General features: G+C 62.5%; 20 protein-coding genes. 7 read left to right on the forward strand and 13 right to left on the reverse strand.

The window, feature by feature from the left end; genetic code table 11:
- Position 1 precedes the first annotated feature (1 nt).
- Both AC2FLM_RS16215 and AC2FLM_RS16220 read left to right on the forward strand, forming a co-directional pair.
- Complete coding sequence (locus AC2FLM_RS16215; protein WP_496859289.1) at positions 2-616, forward strand: hypothetical protein; 615 nt, start codon at positions 2-4, stop codon at positions 614-616.
- A 71-nt stretch (positions 617-687) separates the two neighbouring features.
- Positions 688-1,392, forward strand: coding sequence for an alpha/beta fold hydrolase (locus AC2FLM_RS16220; protein WP_496859144.1), 705 nt, complete (start codon positions 688-690; stop codon positions 1,390-1,392).
- Here AC2FLM_RS16220 and AC2FLM_RS16225 read toward each other — a convergent pair.
- Both AC2FLM_RS16225 and phaZ read right to left on the reverse strand, forming a co-directional pair.
- Complete coding sequence (locus AC2FLM_RS16225; protein WP_496859145.1) at positions 1,383-1,967, reverse strand: DUF6151 family protein; 585 nt, start codon at positions 1,965-1,967, stop codon at positions 1,383-1,385. The genes AC2FLM_RS16220 and AC2FLM_RS16225 overlap by 10 nt on opposite strands.
- A 2-nt stretch (positions 1,968-1,969) precedes the next feature.
- Positions 1,970-3,244, reverse strand: a complete 1,275-nt coding sequence (phaZ, locus tag AC2FLM_RS16230; RefSeq protein ID WP_234219075.1) for a polyhydroxyalkanoate depolymerase — start codon at positions 3,242-3,244, stop codon at positions 1,970-1,972.
- A 111-nt stretch (positions 3,245-3,355) separates the two neighbouring features.
- Between phaZ and AC2FLM_RS16235 the strand changes: the two genes are divergently transcribed.
- The 4 genes from AC2FLM_RS16235 to AC2FLM_RS16250 all read left to right on the forward strand — a co-directional run bounded on the left by AC2FLM_RS16235 (position 3,356) and on the right by AC2FLM_RS16250 (position 7,320).
- The gene (locus AC2FLM_RS16235; RefSeq protein ID WP_496859146.1) at positions 3,356-5,158 is read left to right on the forward strand and encodes a PHA/PHB synthase family protein; all 1,803 of its coding nucleotides are present in this window, start codon (positions 3,356-3,358) and stop codon (positions 5,156-5,158) included.
- Between the two features lie 131 nt (positions 5,159-5,289).
- On the forward strand, positions 5,290-5,736 hold the full coding sequence (locus AC2FLM_RS16240; protein WP_234138096.1) for a phasin family protein: 447 nt from the start codon (positions 5,290-5,292) through the stop codon (positions 5,734-5,736).
- 259 nt (positions 5,737-5,995) lie between these two features.
- The gene (gene phaR / locus AC2FLM_RS16245) at positions 5,996-6,553 is read left to right on the forward strand and encodes a polyhydroxyalkanoate synthesis repressor PhaR (protein WP_234144961.1); all 558 of its coding nucleotides are present in this window, start codon (positions 5,996-5,998) and stop codon (positions 6,551-6,553) included.
- A gap of 29 nt (positions 6,554-6,582) precedes the next feature.
- Positions 6,583-7,320, forward strand: coding sequence for a trypsin-like serine peptidase (locus AC2FLM_RS16250; RefSeq protein ID WP_496859147.1), 738 nt, complete (start codon positions 6,583-6,585; stop codon positions 7,318-7,320).
- A gap of 51 nt (positions 7,321-7,371) precedes the next feature.
- Here AC2FLM_RS16250 and AC2FLM_RS16255 read toward each other — a convergent pair whose 3' ends face one another.
- Both AC2FLM_RS16255 and AC2FLM_RS16260 read right to left on the reverse strand, forming a co-directional pair.
- Complete coding sequence (locus AC2FLM_RS16255) at positions 7,372-9,087, reverse strand: adenylate/guanylate cyclase domain-containing protein (protein ID WP_496859148.1); 1,716 nt, start codon at positions 9,085-9,087, stop codon at positions 7,372-7,374.
- A 73-nt stretch (positions 9,088-9,160) separates the two neighbouring features.
- Positions 9,161-10,375 (reverse strand): DegT/DnrJ/EryC1/StrS family aminotransferase, encoded by a 1,215-nt coding sequence (locus tag AC2FLM_RS16260; protein ID WP_496859149.1) that lies wholly within the window; start codon positions 10,373-10,375, stop codon positions 9,161-9,163.
- Positions 10,376-10,628: 253 nt separating this feature from the next.
- Here AC2FLM_RS16260 and AC2FLM_RS16265 point away from each other — a divergent pair, with 253 nt between their 5' ends.
- Entirely contained in the window at positions 10,629-11,402 is a 774-nt protein-coding gene (locus AC2FLM_RS16265; protein WP_496859150.1) for an SDR family NAD(P)-dependent oxidoreductase, read from the forward strand.
- Between the two features lie 141 nt (positions 11,403-11,543).
- Here AC2FLM_RS16265 and AC2FLM_RS16270 read toward each other — a convergent pair whose 3' ends face one another.
- The 9 genes from AC2FLM_RS16270 to AC2FLM_RS16310 all read right to left on the reverse strand — a co-directional run bounded on the left by AC2FLM_RS16270 (position 11,544) and on the right by AC2FLM_RS16310 (position 19,792).
- Positions 11,544-12,902: a glutamine synthetase family protein gene (locus AC2FLM_RS16270; protein WP_496859151.1), complete on the reverse strand. Its 1,359-nt coding sequence runs from the start codon at positions 12,900-12,902 to the stop codon at positions 11,544-11,546.
- Between the two features lies 1 nt (position 12,903).
- Positions 12,904-13,584 carry a type 1 glutamine amidotransferase gene (locus AC2FLM_RS16275; protein WP_496859152.1) on the reverse strand — a complete coding sequence of 227 codons (681 nt, stop codon included), beginning with the start codon at positions 13,582-13,584 and terminating at the stop codon, positions 12,904-12,906.
- A gap of 61 nt (positions 13,585-13,645) precedes the next feature.
- The gene (locus AC2FLM_RS16280; protein WP_496859153.1) at positions 13,646-14,986 is read right to left on the reverse strand and encodes a glutamine synthetase family protein; all 1,341 of its coding nucleotides are present in this window, start codon (positions 14,984-14,986) and stop codon (positions 13,646-13,648) included.
- A gap of 201 nt (positions 14,987-15,187) precedes the next feature.
- The gene (locus AC2FLM_RS16285; RefSeq protein WP_496859154.1) at positions 15,188-15,997 is read right to left on the reverse strand and encodes an ABC transporter permease; all 810 of its coding nucleotides are present in this window, start codon (positions 15,995-15,997) and stop codon (positions 15,188-15,190) included.
- Entirely contained in the window at positions 15,994-16,881 is an 888-nt protein-coding gene (locus tag AC2FLM_RS16290; protein ID WP_234137783.1) for an ABC transporter permease, read from the reverse strand. The genes AC2FLM_RS16285 and AC2FLM_RS16290 overlap by 4 nt, the downstream gene beginning before the upstream one ends.
- Before the next feature lie 84 nt (positions 16,882-16,965).
- The gene (locus tag AC2FLM_RS16295; RefSeq protein ID WP_234184122.1) at positions 16,966-17,688 is read right to left on the reverse strand and encodes a transporter substrate-binding domain-containing protein; all 723 of its coding nucleotides are present in this window, start codon (positions 17,686-17,688) and stop codon (positions 16,966-16,968) included.
- A gap of 31 nt (positions 17,689-17,719) precedes the next feature.
- Entirely contained in the window at positions 17,720-18,496 is a 777-nt protein-coding gene (locus tag AC2FLM_RS16300) for an ABC transporter ATP-binding protein (protein ID WP_234137785.1), read from the reverse strand.
- Between the two features lie 109 nt (positions 18,497-18,605).
- Positions 18,606-19,358 (reverse strand): phosphate/phosphite/phosphonate ABC transporter substrate-binding protein, encoded by a 753-nt coding sequence (locus AC2FLM_RS16305; RefSeq protein ID WP_496859155.1) that lies wholly within the window; start codon positions 19,356-19,358, stop codon positions 18,606-18,608.
- Entirely contained in the window at positions 19,355-19,792 is a 438-nt protein-coding gene (locus tag AC2FLM_RS16310; RefSeq protein WP_234144817.1) for a tellurite resistance TerB family protein, read from the reverse strand. Before AC2FLM_RS16310 ends, AC2FLM_RS16305 begins: the two co-directional genes overlap by 4 nt.
- Between the last annotated feature and the right edge of the window lie 33 nt (positions 19,793-19,825).

The raw sequence follows: 19,825 nt of genomic DNA on the forward strand, positions 1-19,825 counted from the left end.
CATGTGGAGCCTGGAAACCCTGGGCCGTGTGCGCCTGTCACGGCATTTCTTCATGCGCGATTTTCTCTATTCCGAGATCGGCAATTTCCATGCCCGTCAGAACATTCCCGACGATCCCGATCTGGCGATCGAGACCGGGCGTGCCTTTTGCGAGACGCTGTTGGACCCGCTGGAGGAGACATTCGGCCGTATCGCGGTGCGCTCGGGCTATCGCTCGGCGGCGCTCAACCGGTTCGGCAATGAGAACCGTCTGAACTGTGCCCGCAACGATCATCCGCTGGAATGCCACATCTGGGACCGGGGTCCGGGAGAGGCGCGCATTGCCGGGGCTTCAGTGGTGATTCCCTGGTTTGCCGACCGCTATGCGCAGGGGCGCGACTGGCGCGATCTGGCCTGGTGGCTGCACGATCACCTGGACTATTCCGAGATCTGGTTCTTTCCCAAGCTCTGCGCCTTTAACCTGGTGTGGCGACCGACCCCGCTGCGCCGGATCGACAGCTATATCGCGCCGCGCGGACGGCTGGTGGTGGCCGGGCAGGAGCCGCCGATGCCGCAGGACGAACGGCGCCGGGCCTATGCCGATTTTCCGCCCTTTCGTGCCATCGCCTATCCCTGACAGGGCTTGTCGTGATGCGGGAAACTGCCCATTCTGCCGGTGGGTAACCGGAAGGGTGCAGGAGGGAACACATGGACGAACCACTGATTTTCCTGCCCGGCATGTGCTGCGATGCGCGGCTGTTTGCACCGCAACTGGCGGTTCTCTCGCGTTCGCGCGCCGTCACCGTCTGCCCCGTAGGACAGGCTGATCAGATCAGCCGGATCGTCGAGGACCTGCTGCCGCATCTGCCCGCGCGCTTTGCGCTGGCGGGGCTCAGCATGGGTGGTATCGTTGCGATGGAGATGATCCGGCGCGCGCCCGACCGGGTGAGCCGATTGTGTCTGATGTCCACCGATGCCCAAACCGATACGCCGCAGATCGCTGCCGCGCGCGAACCGCTGATCATCAGCGCCCGTGTGGGCAAGCTGGAGCAGGCGCTGGGACAGGTACTGCGCCCCGACAGTCTGGCGCCCGGGCCGGGACGGATGCCGGTGCTGGAGGTGGTGCGCCAGATGGGGCTGGAGGCCGGGCCGGACCAGTTCGTGCGGCAGATGCGGGCGCTTCAGAGGCGCCCCGACCAGCAGGGGACCCTGCGCCGGATCAAGGTGCCGACCCTGATCCTGTGCGGCGCCCATGACCGGCTGACGCCGGTCAAGCGACACATTTTCATGGCCGATCTCGTCGCCGATGCGCGGTTGATGGTGATCGAAGAGGCGGGTCACCTGCCCACGCTTGAGACGCCAGAGGTGGTGACAGAGGCTTTGCAGGAGTGGCTGGCCGAGCCTCAGCGATAGAGTGCGGCGCGCGTTTGTTTGTCCAGCACATATGGTTTGGCCACCGGTTCGCCGGTCGAGGCATCAAAGAACGGCGTCTTGCGCCAGTGGCCCGATAGCCGCCCGGCCAGCATCCGGCTCAGCAGGCCATAGACGGCGGGGGCGATATTGCGGTGTTTGCGGCTGCCATCGGGCTGCGGCACAAAGCCATGGGCGCGGGTGCGGCCCAACGCATCGGGATCGGCCAGCCGGCGCACATTCACCCCGACAAAAGGCTTTTTGGCGGAATTGAGCGTCGTGGCCAGTGGGCTGTTGCAGCATTTGGCGTACCAGCGGAACAGCCCCTTGGGCGACAGGCGCATCAGGGCAAGATGTTCTGCGCCGCGGTCGATCACGAAACCGTCGGGGCTGGTCTGGAAGATATCCACCGGACCCGGCGCCGGGTCCGGCTGATCGAAGTAGAGCTCGGCCGCGCGACAATCCGGGCAGTGGCACCCGACCCTGGTGCCAGTGCGGACAGCATCGGCAGTCAGATGCCCCGCCAGCGCCCCGCAGGAACAGGCAAAGGCAAGCTCGGTCGCCTTGGCCTGTGCCATGATCAGGCGGCGCTGTTCTTGTTGGCGGGACGCAGCGATTTGCCTTTGCGGCTGTTTGTGTTCATGAAGTCGATCACCAGCGGCCGGATATTGTCGCGCCAGCTGCGCCCGGCAAAGATGCCGTAATGGCCCGCGCCCGGCTCCAGATGATTGGCCTTCTTGCTGTCGGCCAGCCCGGTGCACAGGTCGAGCGCGGCGATACACTGGCCGGGGGCCGAGATATCGTCATTGGCACCCTCGACGGTCATCACGGCGACATCGGTGATCTTGCTGATATCGACCTTGTGACCATCGACGATGAATGCGTTGCGCGCGATCTCGCGCTTCTTGAACACCCGCTCGACGGTCGAGAGGTAGAATTCGGCGGTCATGTCCATGACGGCCAGATATTCGTCGTAGAAACGGTTATGGGCATCGTGGTCCGAGGCCTCGTCGCGCATGACCCGGTGGATCTGGTCGCTGAAGGCCTTGGAGTGGCGCTCGGCATTCATCGACATGAACGAGGCCAGCTGCAACAGGCCCGGATAGACCATGCGGCCAACACCCTGGTATTTGAAACCGACGCGCTGGATCATCGACTGTTCCAGCTGGCCCATGGTGACGCGGCGGCCGAAATCGGTCACTTCGGTCGGGGTGGCGTCGGGGTCGACGGGACCGCCGATCAGGGTCAGCGTGCTGGGCTGTGCCTTGGGGTCAAGCTCGGCCAGATAGGCGGTGGCGGCCAGCGTCAGCGGGGCGGGCTGGCAGACTGCGATCACATGGGTGTCGGGCCCCAGTTCGCGCATGAATTCAACCAGATAGAGCGTGTAATCCTCGACATCGAACTTGCCGGCCGAGACCGGGATATCACGAGCGTTGTGCCAGTCGGTGACATAGACCTCGCAATTGACCAGCAGGCTCTTGACGGTAGAGCGCAAGAGCGTCGCGTAGTGACCCGACATCGGCGCCACCAACAGCACCTTGCGCGGCTGCGTCTCGCGCCCGGTGACGTTGATGTGGATGAGATCGCCAAAGTCACGCTCGACCACGGTCTTGATCTCGACCAGGTGGTCCTTGCCATCCTCGCAGGTAAAGGTGCGGATGCCCCAATCGGGCTTGACCACCATGCGCTGGAACGTGCGCTCGGTCACTTCGCCCCAGGCGGACATCCAGTTGAAGACAGGGTTCGGAACCATCGAGAACAGCGGGTAGGAAGCCATCGAATTGGCCGTCGCCCCCATCCATTGATTGGTATTACGAACGGTTTCCATCCAGTCGTAGGTCATCATGTAACGCATGAAACGGGCCTCCTAAGCCACACCTGGAGATTTCGGACCATTCGTCGCTTTGCCCCCCGCAATGCACGACGTTATTCTGCATAGCAGCGAGGTTAGGGGGGATTCCTTAAAATGACAACAAGTGAAGATATGTCGACGCATTTGACAGGCGAACAATTTGAACAGCTTAAGGAAAACATGACCAAGGTCGAGGAACTCTCGAAGCGTCTGGTCGAGATCATGGCCGGTAAGAAGCCCCATACCCCGGCACTGGATGCCCCGAATCAAGAGCTTTTTGCAAAGGCAGCAACCGCCTATTGGGCCGAGGCCTGGCAGAATCCCGCCAAGTTGCTGGAACAGCAGCTGGAATTCTGGGGCAAGTCGGTCATGAATTTCGCCGAGGCGCAGCAGGCGCTGATGACCGGCGGGGTCGAGGATGATGACGCGGCCCCCAAGGATCGCCGCTTCTCGCACCCCATGTGGGAGAACAACCCCTATTTCCGCTTCATTCGCCAGCAATATCAAACCAACGCCGCCGCCTTGGCCCAGGCAGTCGCCTCGGTCGATGACCTGCCGGACAAGGATCTCAAGCGGCTCAAGTATTTCTCGCAGCAGATCATCGACATGATGGCCCCTACCAATTTCCTCGCGACCAATCCCGACGCGCTGGAACGCGCGGTCGAGACCGAGGGCCGCTCGCTGCTCAAGGGGCTGGAGAACCTGATCACCGATCTCGAGGCCAACAATGGCGAACTGGTGGTCAAGCTGGCCGATGAAAAGGCGTTTCAGGTGGGCGGCAATATCGCCACCACGCCCGGCGACGTGGTCTATCGCAACCGGATGATGGAACTGATCCAGTACAAGCCGGTCACGGATACCGTGCACGAGATCCCGATCGTGCTGTTCCCGCCCTGGATCAACAAGTTCTACATCCTCGACCTGAAGGCGCAGAACAGCTTCATCAAGTGGGTGACAGAGCAGGGGTTCACCATCTTTGTGGTCAGCTGGATCAACCCGGACGCCAGCTATGCCGACGTGGGGATGGAGGATTACATCCAGGACGGGTTCCTGGCCGCCATCGACGAGGTCAAGAAGATCTGCAAGGTCAAGCAGGTCAACGCGGTGGGCTATTGCATCGCGGGCACCACGCTGAGCCTGACGCTGTCGCTGATGAAACAGACCGGCGACAAGTCGGTGAAATCCGCGACCTTCTTTACCGCGCTCACCGATTTCTCGGATCAGGGAGAGTTCACCCCGTTCCTGCAAGACGATTTCATCGACGGAATCGAGGAAGAGGTCACCCGCGAGGGCGTGCTGCGCTCGTGGATCATGGCGCGGACCTTCTCTTATCTGCGTTCGAACGACCTGATCTATAAACCCGCGATCCAGAGCTACATGCTGGGTGAAACGCCGCCCGCCTTCGATCTGCTCTATTGGAACGGTGATGGCGCCAACTTGCCGGCCAAGATGGCCGTGCAATATCTGCGCGGGCTCTGCCAGCGGAATGAATTCGCGGGCGATGGGTTCGAACTGATGGGCCACACGCTGCATGTGCGCGATGTGGATGTGCCGTTGATGGCGATCACCTGCGAGACCGACCATATCGCCGCCTGGAAGGACTGCTATCGCGGCGTGCAGAAGATGGGGTCGCGCTCGAAAACCTTTGTGGTGTCCGAATCCGGCCATATCGCGGGCATCGTGAACCCGCCGTCCAAGAAGAAATATGGCCATTACACCAATCCCGACCTGAAGGCCGATGCCGACACCTGGCTGGCCGAGGCCGATTTCAACGAAGGATCCTGGTGGCCGATGTGGGCGGCCTGGCTGAAACCGCGCGCGGGCAAGCAAATTCCGGCGCGCGACACCGGCGATTCGGAGCATCCCCGCCTGTGCCCGGCCCCGGGCACCTATGTGGTGGCCAAGGCAAGTACCTGATTTTTCGTCATTCCTGAAATTTTTCTGCGGCGCAGCATTATTTTCCTTGAAATGCTGCGCCGCAGAAAGCATATTCCTCTCAAGCCGCAGGAAACGGGGTGGGCCCGGACCCGGCAATGAGGATTGAGACAATGGCAAAGACCCAAGACTTTTCCGCGATCATGAAAGACATGATGGGCGCATTCCCCGTTGACACCAAGGCAATGGAAGACGCGTTCAAGTCGACCGCAGCCCTGAACGAGAAACTGTCGGGCGTTGCTCTGGAAGCCGCCGAGAAATCGGCCGAGATCTCCAGCAAGTGGACCAAGGAAACCCTGGCCAAGCTGAGCGACATGTCGAAAGCAAAGGCAGAGCCGGCAGACTATGCCAAGGCGATGACCGATTTCGCCAGCGCATCGGCCGAAGTCGCTGCCGAGAACATGGCCGCCTTCGCCGAGATCGCCAAGAAAGTGCAGATGGACACCGTCGAGCTGCTGATGGCTGCCGGCAAGGACATCACCGAAGATGCGACCGCCGCTGTGAAGAAAGCCACCAACGACGTGACCGCCGCCGCCAAGAAGGCCGCAGCCGCGAAGTAAGACGACAGGCGGGGCGCACCGCTCTCCTCCCCCTTGGTGCGATACCGCAGGGCAGGTCGAAAGACCTGCCCTTTCTTGTTGCGCAGCGCCGTTTTCCGGTCCGGAAAACGGCCAGGAAAATTCCTTGAATTTTCCGAGCCGGAATTTGTGCCAAATTCCGGTGCCGCCCGAGGCGGCGGTGCTCGGTGCCGTTTCTCTTTTCTTTTGTTCTGCGCTCGCATAGGCTCGCTGCAATGCGACAAGAATGGGGAGTAACGTCGTGGCCGAAGAGGAAAAACCGCTGCTGATCAAGCGCTATGCAAGTCGGCGTTTGTACAATACCGAGACCAGCGATTACGTGACGCTGGAAGATATCGCGGGCTTCATCCGGGCCGGGCGCGAGGTTCAGATCGTCGATCTCAAGACCGGAGACGACCTGACCCGGCAATACCTTCTCCAGATCATTGCCGAGCATGAAAGCCGCGGAGAGAACGTGCTGCCGGTCAATGTGCTTAATGACCTTGTCCGCAGCTACATGGTGCCGGGTGGCGGTATGATGCCCCAGTTCCTGCAAAGCTCCTTCGACATGCTGCGTGATAGCCAGTCCAAGCTGATGGAGAACATGAACGCGATGAACCCGATGGCGCAGATGCCCGGCTTCGAGGCGCTCAAGGCCCAGCAAGAGGCCTTTATCCGCGCCATGACCGGTGGGCTTGGCAGCACCTGGAGCGCGCCGGGCAAAGAGGGCGACGGCGCCAAGGGCGAACAGGGCGAAGACCTGGATGACATCAAGAAACAGCTCGCCGAGCTGCAGCGCAAGCTTTCCAAGCTGAGTTGATCCCGGGGCGGTTATGGCTGCTGGCGCTGTTGGCCCTGCTGCCCATCGACGCTGGCGAGGCGCAGGGCGTCTGGAACCCCGAATATGACGGCATCTGCGGTTTGGGCAGCCAATCCGAGACCGGATGTGCGGATATCCGGGCGCGCCGGATCGTGGATGCGGCTGAGCGCCCATGGCGTGCCATCGGGCGCGTGAACTTTGCCGGTTCCGATACCCGCATGCATTGTACCGGTGTTCTTGTCTCTGATCGGCTGGTGTTGACGGCCGCGCATTGTCTCTATGATCACGCGCGCAAACGCTGGGTGTCGGCTGTTTCGGTGCAATTCGTGGCAGGATACCAGCGTGGGGAGGTCGCGGCGACCTCCTCGGTACGCCGCTATCGCCTCGATCCGCAACAGGGTCTCGACGGCCGGTTTCAGCCTGATCCAGCGCTTGATTGGGCGGTGCTGGAACTGACGCAACCTTTGGGGGCGACGGTCGGTTTCTTACCGGCTGCTGCGCCGGGAGAGGCCGGTTTCCTCGCCGGGTATAGCGGTTTGCGCCCGCATGTGCTGAGCGTGACAGGGGAATGCCCGGTGCGCCCGGACACAGAGGGATTGCTGCGCGGCTTCTGCCCGGTGATGCGGGGCGATTCCGGCGCGCCCTTGCTGACCGGTTCAACGGAACGCCCCGGCGTCGCGGCAATCCTGTCCCGCATCGCGTCATCGGCCAAAGGCGTTTCGGCGCTGTTCCTGCCAGTGGCGCTGTTTGACCTGAACGAAGAGTGAGCGTCGCGAAGACCCGCGTCTCCCGTTTGTCGTCAGCGGCTAGCCCGCTGTCTATTCCGGCAATCCGGCCCGACGCAATCCTTCCAGCCAGAGTTCCCAATCGGCCTCGTTCCGGACCGGCACGATTGCACGCACGCGGGTCACGGTCAGTCCGGGCATCTTCTCAACCAGCCTGGCGACCGAGGCACGTGCCTCTTCCTGTCGTCCCAGCATTGCCAGCGCGGCGGCCTCCTGCCGCATCAGAGAGGCATATGCCGGTGTCTCTTTCAGGCCGGCCTGCGCGTTGTGGAGGCAGGTCTCAAAATCCGCCGCGACATAGGCGCCGATGCCGAAGCCGCCCCTCCAGAAAGGTTTCAGCGGGTCCCGCGGGCTGAGCGCAGCGGCCCGTTCATAGGCCGCCCTTGCCTCGGGGTACTGGCCAGAGACACCGTAAAGCGCGGCGCAATTCCCATATCCGACCGCCAGGTTGGGGTTGAGCCGGATTGCGCGCATCAGATGGGTCTCACCCTCATCGAAATCACGAGCAAAGAGACAGGCCATTCCCAGAATGGCATGGGCATTGGCGCTGTTGTCGTCCTGTTCGACCGCCTTTGCCGCCGAAGCTTTGGCCGACTGGATCGCGACACCCGTGTCGGTGCGCCAGACATGCAGCATGGCCATCAGGTCGCACAGGGCAATCCCTGCATGCGCCTCGCTCATGTTGGGGTCGCTGGCGACAATCTGGCTCAGAAGCGCGCGCGCCTCTTCATTGTCAGGCTGCGAGAACTTGCCCAAATACCAGCGCGCGCGCAGCACCTTGTCCCACGAGGACAGGCTTTCGGGCCGGTTGCGGGCGCGTTTGAACTCGGCGTTCATGGTCTCGGGCGCCACCGCTTCGACAATGGCTTGGGTGATCTCGTCCTGCACCGCAAAAATGTCGTCGATCGAGCGGTCATAGCGGTCTGCCCAGAGATGGGCGCCGGTTTCGCCATCGATCAACTGCGCGGTGACGCGAACCTTGTTGCCCGCCTTGCGGACGCTGCCTTCGAGCAGATAGCGCACGCCGAGATCCCGGCAGACCTGGTCGACGCGAACGGCCTTGCCCTTGTAGGTAAAGGTCGTGTTGCGGGCGATGACCTTGAATTCGCGGAAATGCGACAGGGCGGTGATGATGTCCTCGGCGATCCCGTCCGAGAAGTATTCCTGCTCGGGGTCGGCGGACATGTTGTCAAAGGCCAGTACGGCGATGCCCGGCCGGTCGAACCCTGGTTCGGCCAGGGCTATTGCGGGTTCCATGTTTGCCAACCAGCGCAGCACGCGGACAGGTTTTTCGATGTTCTTGAGCGGCTGCAACCCGGTATCGGCAAAGCGCGGGTCCAGCCTGCTGCCCAGGCTGTCGGCAACCGGGCCAGAAACGCAGATACCGCCGGGTTCGGCCAGCGCCTCGAGCCGCGCGGCGATGTTCACACCGTCGCCGTAAAGATCGGACCCTTGAAGGATCACGTCGCCCAGATTGATCCCGATCCGCAGTTTCAGCGTTGGGTCCGCGGCGAGACGTTCCTGCACCGCGATGGCGCAGGACACCGCATTGGCGACGCTGGAAAACTCGACCAGCGCGCCGTCGCCCATCAGCTTGACGATGCGGCCGCCGGTGCGCGCCACTTCCGGGTCGAACACGGTCTTGCGCATGTCGATCAGGCGGGCCAGCGTGCCGGCCTCGTCCCGGCCCATCATCGCGGAAAACCCGACGACATCGGCAGCAAGGATAGCGGTCAGGCGTCGGGTCATGGTGGCGGCTCTGTTGGAACGGGCAAGCCCATTCCAACAAAACGGCGGCGATTTTCCTAGGAAAATCTATGCCTCAGGTCCCATAGGCGCGGGCAGGGCCGGTGACCTCGGTCATTGCGGCCAGCAGGATATCGGCGATCACGTCCAGTTCTGCCCGGCTCAGCCGCACCGGCAGGCGCACGTCGCAGGCGCGCATCAGCATGGCGCGGGTCTGGGGCAGCTCGGGCACATCGCCCAGGAACTGCCAGTTCCAGAAGGCGCGGGCATTATCCTCGCTCAGGCCAAAGACCTGCACCTTGACCCCACGCCGCTCGGCCGCGGCGGCAAAGGCGCGGGTTTCGGCCTCGTCAAGCCCGATCAGGTTGAACTGGATCGAATCCGGCGCGCGCCGTTCCGGGGCGAGCGGGGCAGGGACGTCGATGAAGGGGGACGTGTTCAAGCGACCCGCCACATAGTCGTGATTGACCAGCCCGTCGCGCACCCGGCGGGCCAGTTCGGGGATTTGCGGGCGGATCACCGCAGCGCTCAGGTTGGACATACGCAGATTGTAAAGCGGCAGCTTGTTCTGCCAGCGGGCAAAGGCCTCGGCCAGTTCGGGCGAGTTCTGCCCCTCGGGCCCCTTGTGCTTCTTCCAGTTATGCTCGTAGGCGCCCGACATGATCACTGCGCGCGCCACCAGATCGGCGTCGTCGGTCACCAGGATGCCGCCTTCGCCCGCGTTGATCATCTTGTAGGACTGGAACGAGAAACAGCCGACCAGGCCGATGGTGCCGATATTGCGCCCGTGCCATGTGGTGCCCAGCGAATGCGCCGCGTCCTCGACCACCGGTATTCCACGCGCTTCGCAGAGCGCCATGATCGCGTCCATGTCCGAAGTATGACCGCGCATATGGCTGATGATCACCGCCTGCACGCCGTCCAGCTTGGCTTCGAAATCGGCTATGTCGATCCGGTAATTGGCGCCGACCTCGCACAGGACCGGCAGGCAATCGGCATGTACGACCGACGAGGGTACGGCGGCAAAGGTGAAGCCGGGGATCAGCACTCGCGCATCGCGCGGCAGGCCCAAGGCCTTGAGCGACAGGAACAGCGCCGCCGAGCACGAGGACACCGCCAGCGCGTATTTCGACCCCAGCAGGTCGGCAAACTCTGCTTCGAGCAGGGCAACCGGCGCATCCTGCGGAGCGGTATAGCGGAACAGGTCACCCGATTGCATCAGCGCGTCGATGGCCTCGCGCGCGGCGGCGGGGATGGGTTCGGCGTCGTGAACGTTGGGCGGCAGTGTCATATTTGGTATTCCCGAATTAAACCTTTCAAAATTGTAAATCAGTTGTGTAACAGAGCCAAGAAAATCCTGAACGGAGATACAGAAATCCGCCGAGCAGGGGAAATCGGTTCCGCAAATCGTGCTGGTTCGCGATGCGGACTTTCCGGACTGTCCTGTCTAGAGTTCCAAGGCCCGCTTCGGGATGGCTTGTGATGAAGAGACTCCAAGCCCCTTCTGATATAATCTGACCGGATAGTCAGAAGAGGATCCTGATATGGAAATCTCCGGAGCGGTAGCGTTTGTCACAGGTGGGAGTGGAGGGCTTGGCTCTCGAATTTGCACCCTTCTCGCTGACGAGGGTGTGCAAGTCGCGATTGGCTATTGTCGAGGCCAAGAACGGGCTGAAGAGGTAAGGAAGCGAATTGAAGCCACTGGTGGATCGGCGCTTGCCGTTCAGGTGGATCAAACAGATCCCGCGTCGATCAAGAACGCCGTAACCAAGGTCGTCGCCGATCTGGGATCATTAGACATTATCGTCAATAACGCGGCAATAGCGTCGGGTGGACACTCGATAGAGCCCGGCGACCTAGAAGCATTCACTCCTGAAATCTGGGATGAAATGATGATGGTAAATGTAAGGGGGCCATATCTGGTTGTACGTGCTGCCGCTGCCCACCTGCGGGCCTCTAAATGGGGCCGCGTCGTGAACATTGGGTCTACGCTCGGTCATGGTGATTGGTATCAGGACCGAATATTTGCCCCAAGCAAGGCGGCCGTTGTCCCCCTCACTCGGTTCTTAGCCGCAGCTTTGGCACCAGATGTCACGGTAAACTGCGTTGCACCTGGACTAATGGTTGAAACTGCCTTGGGAGGTGGTGGTCCCAAGCCGGGTGCCGACAACGCAGGCTACGATATCTGGCGGGACAGGGCCGCACTGAAGAGCTTTACCGAGATCGACGATGTTGCTTCTCAAGTTGTCTACTTTTGCAAGTCTCGGACAACTACCGGGCAGAGTATCGGAGTAGATGCAGGAGTCCACTTCCACTAAAAAATTGAAATCAGACATTATTCTTCGGAAGAGGCTCGGCCGCTATGGGCTCGAACCGGACCAGCACGATGCGCGGACGCCGCAAAAAAAACGGGAAGGGCAAGCCCTTCCCGCATCACGGGGAGAACAATCGGCCGCTGATCAGACGTTCAGCAGAAGATGCTCGCGTTCCCAAGGCGAAATCACCTGAAGGAACTCGTTGTACTCGGCGCGTTTGACGATGCTGTAGACGCGGGCGAATTCGGGGCCCAACACCTGGTGCAGGGCCTTGGCCTCGTCGAACATGTCCAGCGCGTCGCCCATCACCTGCGGGATGTCGCCCTCGCCGTCATAGGCATCGCCCCGGAACTGCTTGCGCGGGCGCGCCTCTTCCATCAGGCCTAGATAGCCGCAGGCCAGCGAGACCGCGATGCCCAGATAGGGGTTGCAATCCATGCCCGCGAGCCGGTTCTCGATCCGCCGCGACGAGGGGCCGGAGAGCGGCACGCGAATGCCGGTGGTGCGGTTGTCGCGGCCCCATTCCAGGTTGATGGGCGCGGCATGGTCCTTCACGTAGCGGCGATAGGAATTCACATAGGGTGCCATTACCGCCAGACCCGAGGGCAGGTGGTTCTGCAAACCCGCGATGAAGTGATAGAAGGCGTCGGTTTCGCCCCCCTGCGGGCCCGAGAAGATGTTCTCGCCGGTTTCCATGTCCACGATCGAATGGTGGATATGCATGGCGCTGCCCGGCTCGTTCTCGATCGGCTTGGCCATGAAAGTGGCGAAACAGTTGTGGCGCAGCGCCGCCTCGCGGATCAGCCGCTTGAAGTAGAACACCTCGTCGGCCAGCCGCACCGGGCTGCCGTGACGCAGGTTGATTTCCAGCTGGCCGGCGCCGCCCTCCTGGGTGATGCCGTCGATCTCGAAGCCCTGAGCCTCGGCAAAGTCATAGATGTCGTCGATCACCGGGCCGAATTCGTCGACCGCGGTCATCGAATAGGCCTGCCGCGCGGCGGCGGGACGGCCCGAGCGGCCCATCATCGGCTCGATTTCCTTGGCCGGGTCCAGGTTGCGGGCCACCAGATAGAATTCCATCTCGGGGGCCACGACCGGTTTCCAGCCCTGCGCATGATAGAGCGAGACCACATGTCTCAGCACGTTGCGCGGGCTGAACGGGATCGGGTCGCCGTCGCGGTCATAGGCGTCGTGGATCACCTGCAACGTCCAGTCGCCGGTCCAGGGCGCAGCGGTCGCGGTCGAGTAATCGGGGCGCAGGATCATGTCCCGCTCGATAAAGCCCTCGTCTCCGGCGGCATCGCCCCAGTCACCTGTGATGGTCTGGTAAAAGATGCTGTCGGGCAGGTGGAAATAGTCCTGCCGCGCAAATTTGCTTGCCGGAACCGCCTTGCCGCGGGCAATGCCGGGCAGGTCCGAGATGATGCATTCCACCTCGTCCAGGCGGCGGTTTTCCAGATAGGCCTGCGCGGCCTCGGGGAGATTTTCTGTCCAGTCGGCCATGTCAGGCCCTCGCTTTCTTGTAGAATTCCGCCATGCGCTTGCCGATGGCGGGGCTGTCGAGCGGGCTGTCGAGCCGCCCGGTCGCGTCGTCGAGTACAGGGTCGGGCACCACGCCGCGACCACGGGTCCGGATCAGCCCGCCGATGAACTCGTTGTCGTATTCCGGATGTGCCTGAATGGTCCAGATGGTGTCGCCGTAGGCCACCATCGCATTTCGGCAAAAGTCGTTCGAGGCCAGAACCTCGGCCCCGTCTGGCAGGGCCACGACCTGATCCTGGTGCCAGGCATTCACCGTCACCTGCTCGCCGCCCATGTCGTATTCTGTGGGGCCGATGGCCCAACCGCCTTTGAATTTCTCGACCTTGCCTCCCAGGGCCTGGGCGATGATCTGGTGGCCGAAGCACACGCCGATCAGAGGTTGACCCTTGTCGCGGATCTCGCGGATCAGGGCCTCGAGCGGCGGGATCCAGGGGTGGTCCTCGTACACGCCGTGGCGCGAGCCGGTGATCAGCCAGCCGTCGGCGGCCTCGGCGCTGCTGGGGAACTGACCGTCCACCACCGCAAAGGTTTCAAACTCAAAACTCTGTGGCCCCAGCAGGCGGACAAAGAACGCGTCATAGTCGCCGGTCGCGTCGATGAGCGTATCCGGGGCGTGGCCCGTGAGGAGAATACCGATCTTCATGTGTCACCAGTCATCAAACTTGCCGGATCGGGGCTCCGGCAGTGCCCATGTCGTGATCAGGTCAGACCGTGTCCAGATAGACTTCGGTTTTTTCCTTCTCGGTCATCTCCTGAAAATAGCGGAACTCCTGCCGCTTGGTCATGACATAGTTGCGGATCAGCTCGGGCGCGAAAATCCGCGCGACAGCCGGGTCGGATTCGAATGCGTCAATCGCTGCGTCCCAACGATCGGGGATCTGGGGCAGATCCGCCTTGTACGCATTGCCCGAGATTGGTTCGGGCGGCATCTTGCCATCCTCGATTCCGTTGAGTGCCGCGCCCAGAACCGCCGCGATCATCAGATAGGGATTGACGTCGCCGCCCGCGACCCGGTGTTCGATCCGGCGCGCGACCGGGCTGCCCGAGGGGATGCGAATGGCGGCGGTGCGGTTCTCATAGGCCCAGGCGATGCCAGTGGGGGCATGGGCATTGGGGACCAGCCGGGCATAGCTGTTGTCATGGGGGGCAAAGATCAGCGTGCTGCCGGACATCGCGTCCAGGCAACCGCGCACCGCATGCAGCATGGTGTCGCTGCCGCGCTCGGTGCCGTCGTCAAAGATGTTGTTGCCCTCTTCATCCAGAACCGAGAAATGCATGTGCATCCCAGAACCGGCATAATCCTCGTAAGGTTTGGCCATGAAACTGGCGGCAAAGCCGTGTTTGCGGGCCAGGCCCTTGACCAGCATCTTGAACAACCAGGCATCGTCAGCGGCGCGCAGGGCGTCGTCCTGATGCATCAGGTTGATCTCGAACTGGCCGACGCCTGCCTCGGAAATGGCGGTATCGGCGGGGATATCCATGACTTCGCAAGCGTCGTAAAGCTCGGTGAAGAAATGATCAAACTGGTCCAGTGCGCGCAGCGACAGGATCTCGCCCGCCTTGCGCCGCTTGCCCGAGCGCGGTGATTGCGGCACTTGCAAATGGCGTCCGCTGTCGTCGATCAGAAAGAATTCCAGCTCCACCGCGACGACCGGTTTCAGGCCGCGCGCCCTGTAGCGTTTGACCACGGTGTTCAATGCGTGGCGCGGGTCGCCCTCATAAGGGCGGCCATCTTCGTGGAACATCCAGATCGGCAGCAGGCCGGTGGGCGTGTCGAGCCATGGCATCGGCATGAAACCGCGCTCGGTCGGTTGCAGAACACCGTCGCGATCACCCGAGGCCAGCACCAGCGGGCTGTCCTCGATATCCTCGCCCCAGATGTCGAGATTCATCACCGACAATGGAAAGCGGGTGCCGCCCTCGATCGCCTTGTCAGCAAAACGTCCGGGCACGCGCTTGCCGCGCGGCTGGCCGTTCAGGTCGGCAGCGGCCACACGAATTGTTCTTACCTGCGGGTTCTTCCGCAGCCAGTTTTTGGCTTGCATGGGCCCTTCTCACGCGATGTCTGTTAGATTTGATCAAATTTCTACTACTAGCCATGGGGGGCTGGCAAGCGATATTTCCACGGTCTTGTCCGACCGCGTGTCATGGGAGACCGGTCCCGGATCAAACCATGTCCAGACAGCCAAGGCGGCAGGTTGGGAGTAGCAGCCAGACCAGCACCCCGTGACCCCCACGGGAAAGGGTCACCGCATCAGGTTGGGGCGCAGGCGCATCTTGGGCCGGCGTTCGGCGGGCAGGTGCCGGTTCAGCCGCGTGTTTATCACACCGAACACGCCCACCACCGCCAGGGTCAGCAGGATGAAATAAAAGGCGAGAATCGGGTAGGGGACGAACGGGTTGAACGTCTTGTCCGCGAAATAGCTGGCGTAATACAGCGCATCGCCACGCTGTTGCCAGGCCGGGAAGGCCGAAAAGAACACCAGCGTGGTGGCGTGAAACAGAAAGATCGCCTCGTTCGTATAGGCGGGCCATGCCAGCCGCATCATGGTGGGCCAGACGATGCGGCGGAAGCGGGGCCAGCCGCTCATGCCATAGGCGTCAGCGGCTTCGACATCGCCCTTGGGGATCGTGCGCAGCGCGCCATAGAAGATCTCGGCAGAATAGGCGGCGGTGTTCAAGAACAGCACGATCAGCGCACCCGCCCAGGCCGAGGTCAGCATGTCGAACATCGGATAGCTCTTCTTCAGCGACAGGAAGAAGAAATAGGCAAAGAAGAACTGGATGAAGAGGGGCGAGCCGCGGAAGATGAAGATGAACCATTCCGCCGGTTTCCGCGCCCAGGGGTTGGACGCGCTTTTGCCCAGTGCCAGGGTGACGGCCAGGAAATAGCCGGTGACCAGCGCCATCAGGCCGAAATAGATGTTCCAGATCATGCCAGAGCCGATCAGGGTGAACTGCTCGCACAGGGTAAAGTCGGACCGTGGCAACAGTCGCTCGCCGATACCGATCGCGCGCAGGCCATAGTCCTGGATGGTGTCGATGCAGGATTTCATGCCGCGGCCTCCTTGCGTAGGGCCTCACCGCCGGTGGTGGCCTGGCCGTGGCTGAGGCGGACGGTCAGCCTCTCAAGCAGAATTTCCGAGATGCGGGTGAAGCTCAGGTAGAAGACCAGCAGGAACAGGAAATACCACATGCGCCAGTCGCCATGGGGATAGTCGGTGAACTTGGAGGTCTTGGTGCCGCCAATCTCGCGCGCCCAATAGACGATATCCTCGATCCCCAGCAGGAACAGCAGCGGGGTTGCCTTGATCAGGATCAGCCACAGGTTCGACAGGCCGGGCAGGGCATAGATCCACATCTGCGGCACCAGGATGCGCCAGAAGGTCTGGCGCCGGGACATGCCATAGGCGGCGGCGGTTTCAAGCTGGGCATGGGGCACGGCGCGCATGCCACCGCGCAACACGTTGGCCGCGAAGGCGCCGAACACGATGGCAAAGGTCACCACGGCCAGGAAAAAGGAATAGGTCTGATGCACCCATTCCGCCGCCCGGCCCAGCGGCAGCTTGGCATCGGGGCAGACCAGAAAATCGTTGCCCTGCCGGATCGGATCGGTCCAGTCGGGGCACAGGATCTGATGCCGGGTCCATTCGAACGCCTGATCCAGCGCGATCACGAAGAACAGGAAGAAGGCAATGTCGGGCACGCCGCGCATGATCGCGATATAGCCCTCGCCCAGCCAGCGCAGCGGCGGCAGCGTGGCCCGCGTGGCCATGGCCCCGGCAAAGCCCACCGCCAGCGCCACCGGGGCGGTGACCAGCAGAAGGACCAGAACCTTGAGGAAGGACATGTAGAAGGACAGGTGCACGCCGTTGGTCAGAAAGCAGGAGAACCAGCGGACCGTGTCCAGCGTGTCGGGATCGGTGCAGTAGGAGAACATCGGCGGGCCTTTGCGGGGCAGGGCGCGGCAATGGTGGCCGCATGGGATCGGGCCTGCCGCGATCGGCAGGCCCGCCCGCAGGGTTTATTCGTAAACGGCGGCGTCTTCGCCGAACCATTTCTTGATCATCGTGTTCAGCGTGCCGTCCTCTTTCATCGAGGTGATGGCCGCGTCGAACTTGCCGCGCAGCTCGCCGTCGCTTTCGCGCAGACCCATGCCGACGCCACCGCCCAGCGGCACGTCATCGCCCACGAACATCAGCTCGCCGCCCGATTCTTCGACGATCGGAACCAGATAGTCCCGGTCGGCAAAGACCGCATCGGCCTCGCCGTTGCGGACGGCGGCGATGGTTTCCTCAGGGGTTGCGAATTCCACCAGCGTCGCACCGCTTTCGGCGATGTATCCGGCCTGGATGGTGGCGGTCTGGGCCGCGACGATGCCCGACAGGTCGGCGCCATCAGAGGCGGCGACATAGGACGAGGCGGTCGGCGGGATGTAGTTCTGGGTGAAGTCTATCACCTCGTCACGCTCGTCGGTGATCGACATGCCGGCGATGATGGTGTCGTAGTTGCCCGACACCAGGTTGGGGATGATCGAATCCCAGTCGTTCTTGACCCACTCGCAGGTCAGGCCGGCGCGCTTGCACAGCTCGTCGCCCAGTTCGCGCTCGAACCCGTCGACTTCACCCGCGTCGTTGATGAAGTTGTACGGAGGATACGCGCCCTCGGTGCCCATGCGCACGGTATCGGCCATGGCCATGCCAGCGGTCAGCGCCAGCGCGGCAGTGGTCAGAATCAGTTTCTTCATTGAGAGACTCCCATTGTCGTTGGTATTTTGATTATGCGGCCTTGGTGACGGAAAGAAAGCCCTGCAAACGCTCGGATTTCGGCGCTGCAAAGATATCTTCGGCGGTCCCCTCTTCCTCGACCAGCCCCTGGTGGAGGAAGATGACATGGGACGAGATATCGGCGGCCATCTTCATGTCATGGGTGACGATGATCATGGTGCGGCCCTCGGCGGCCAGGTCCCGGATCACCTTGATGACTTCCTGCTCCAACTCGGGGTCGAGCGCCGAGGTCGGCTCGTCGAACAACAGCGCCTGCGGCTCCATGCACAGGCCGCGCGCGATGGCGGCGCGCTGCTGCTGGCCACCCGACAACTGGGCCGGGTAATTGTCGCATTTGTCGCCGATCCCCACCTTGTCGAGATAGCGCCGCGCGCTCTCCTCGACCTCGGCCCGGTCGCGGCCCAGCACGTGGATCGGCGCCTCCATCACGTTTTGCAGGATGGTCATATGGGCCCACAGGTTGAACTGCTGGAACACCATGCTCAGGTTGGTGCGGATGCGCAACACCTGTTTGGGGTCGGCCGGGCGGCGGGAACTGCCGCTGCCGGTCCAGCGGACCGGTTCGCCGTTGAACAGGATCTCGCCCTGCTGGCTGTCCTCGAGCAGGTTGCAGCAACGAAGCAGCGTGGATTTGCCCGATCCCGATGAGCCGATCAACGACACCACGTCCCCGCGATGGGCGGTGATATCGACACCTTTGAGGACTTCGAGCTGGCCAAAGCTCTTGTGCAGGTTCTTGATCTGGATGACGGGGGCAGTCTCTGTCACGTGTTGTCCCGATGTCTTGTTTTGCGTGTTAGGGCGGTACTAGGTCGGAAAAACCGACACATTGCAATGTTCAAATCGACGGTTTGTACCGGTTAACCCGACGAAATGATCAGTCTGCGGAACAAATAGCAGACGGTGCCGGCGGATTGGGGACGCTCAGATAAGCCGAGGCAGGAATGTCAACCAGCCCCTTGAGATGCAGTGCCGCACGATCGGCCGGGTCCAGATTCGCAATCGCCGTCCGGACGGCGGCGGCAATAGCGGCGGCATCCCGTCCCGGCGCAGTGATATAGGGCAGCACCGGGGTGGGCGTTGTATGGGCCACCTCACGCAGCCGCGCACCCAGATCGGTGTGTTCGCAAAGCAACGTCCAGGTCAGCGCATCCAGCGCCGCCAGATCGGCCCGCCCCTCGGCCACGGCCGCGGCCGAGGCCGCATGCGCGCCGCTTTCCAGCAGCGCGGCAGGGGCCAGCCCGGCCCCTTGCAGATGGGTTACAGGCGCCGCCCAGCCCGATTGCGACAGCGCCTCGTTATAGGCAAAGGTGCCACCTGCCAGCGCGGTCAGGTCGCGCCTATCGTCGATCCGCGCCACAAAGACCGAGCGGTAATGCCCCGGCGCGCAGCCCGGCAGCCCGTAATCGGGAGTGCCCACCAGTTGCACATGGCCATGCAACCGGGTGCGATAGGGCATGCCGCAGGTCTGCGCCAGCACCAGTTCGGGATCGCGCCAGATCGCCCAGACATCGCGCGTCCGGTCGAGCGTTTCGGGGCCATATCCCAGTTCGGCGCGGACCAAGGCCCAGAACCGGTCATTGGCGGCGCGCAGGGGCGGCATGTCATACATGCCCAGCATGGCGGTCATCGGCTTGCCGCTTTTTGCCGTGCCAGGGCCGAGTCACGGTCGTTGACGCCCAGCAGGTTCGCCACCAGCCGCAACAACGCATCCTCTTCCTGGGCGCGTTCCCCATCGGCCAGTACCACCGACCAAAGCGCCTCGACCACGGCCCGGCGCTCCTCATAGGCGACGGCTTCCTTGATGGCGCGGGTGAAGCGGACGGTGTCGGGCGCCTCGGCCTCCAGCTCTTCGGCGCGGGCGCGCAGCTGCGCCGCCTCGAACGGGCTCAGCCCATAGCGGGCGGCTGCGATCCGGTCGATCCGGTCGCGCTCGGCCTGGGCATAGTCATTGTCCGCGCGGGCGATCCGCACCAAGAGCGCGGTCAGCGCCAGACGCGCATCGCCATCGTCAAGCGGCGCGGGCTGCGGCTGTGTCAGCCGGGTCAGAAACTCTCGGAACATGGCGACTCCATCCGGGTCTGGTCGTTGGTGGCG

The sequence above is a fragment of the Ruegeria sp. SAZD011 genome (genome assembly GCF_059612545.1).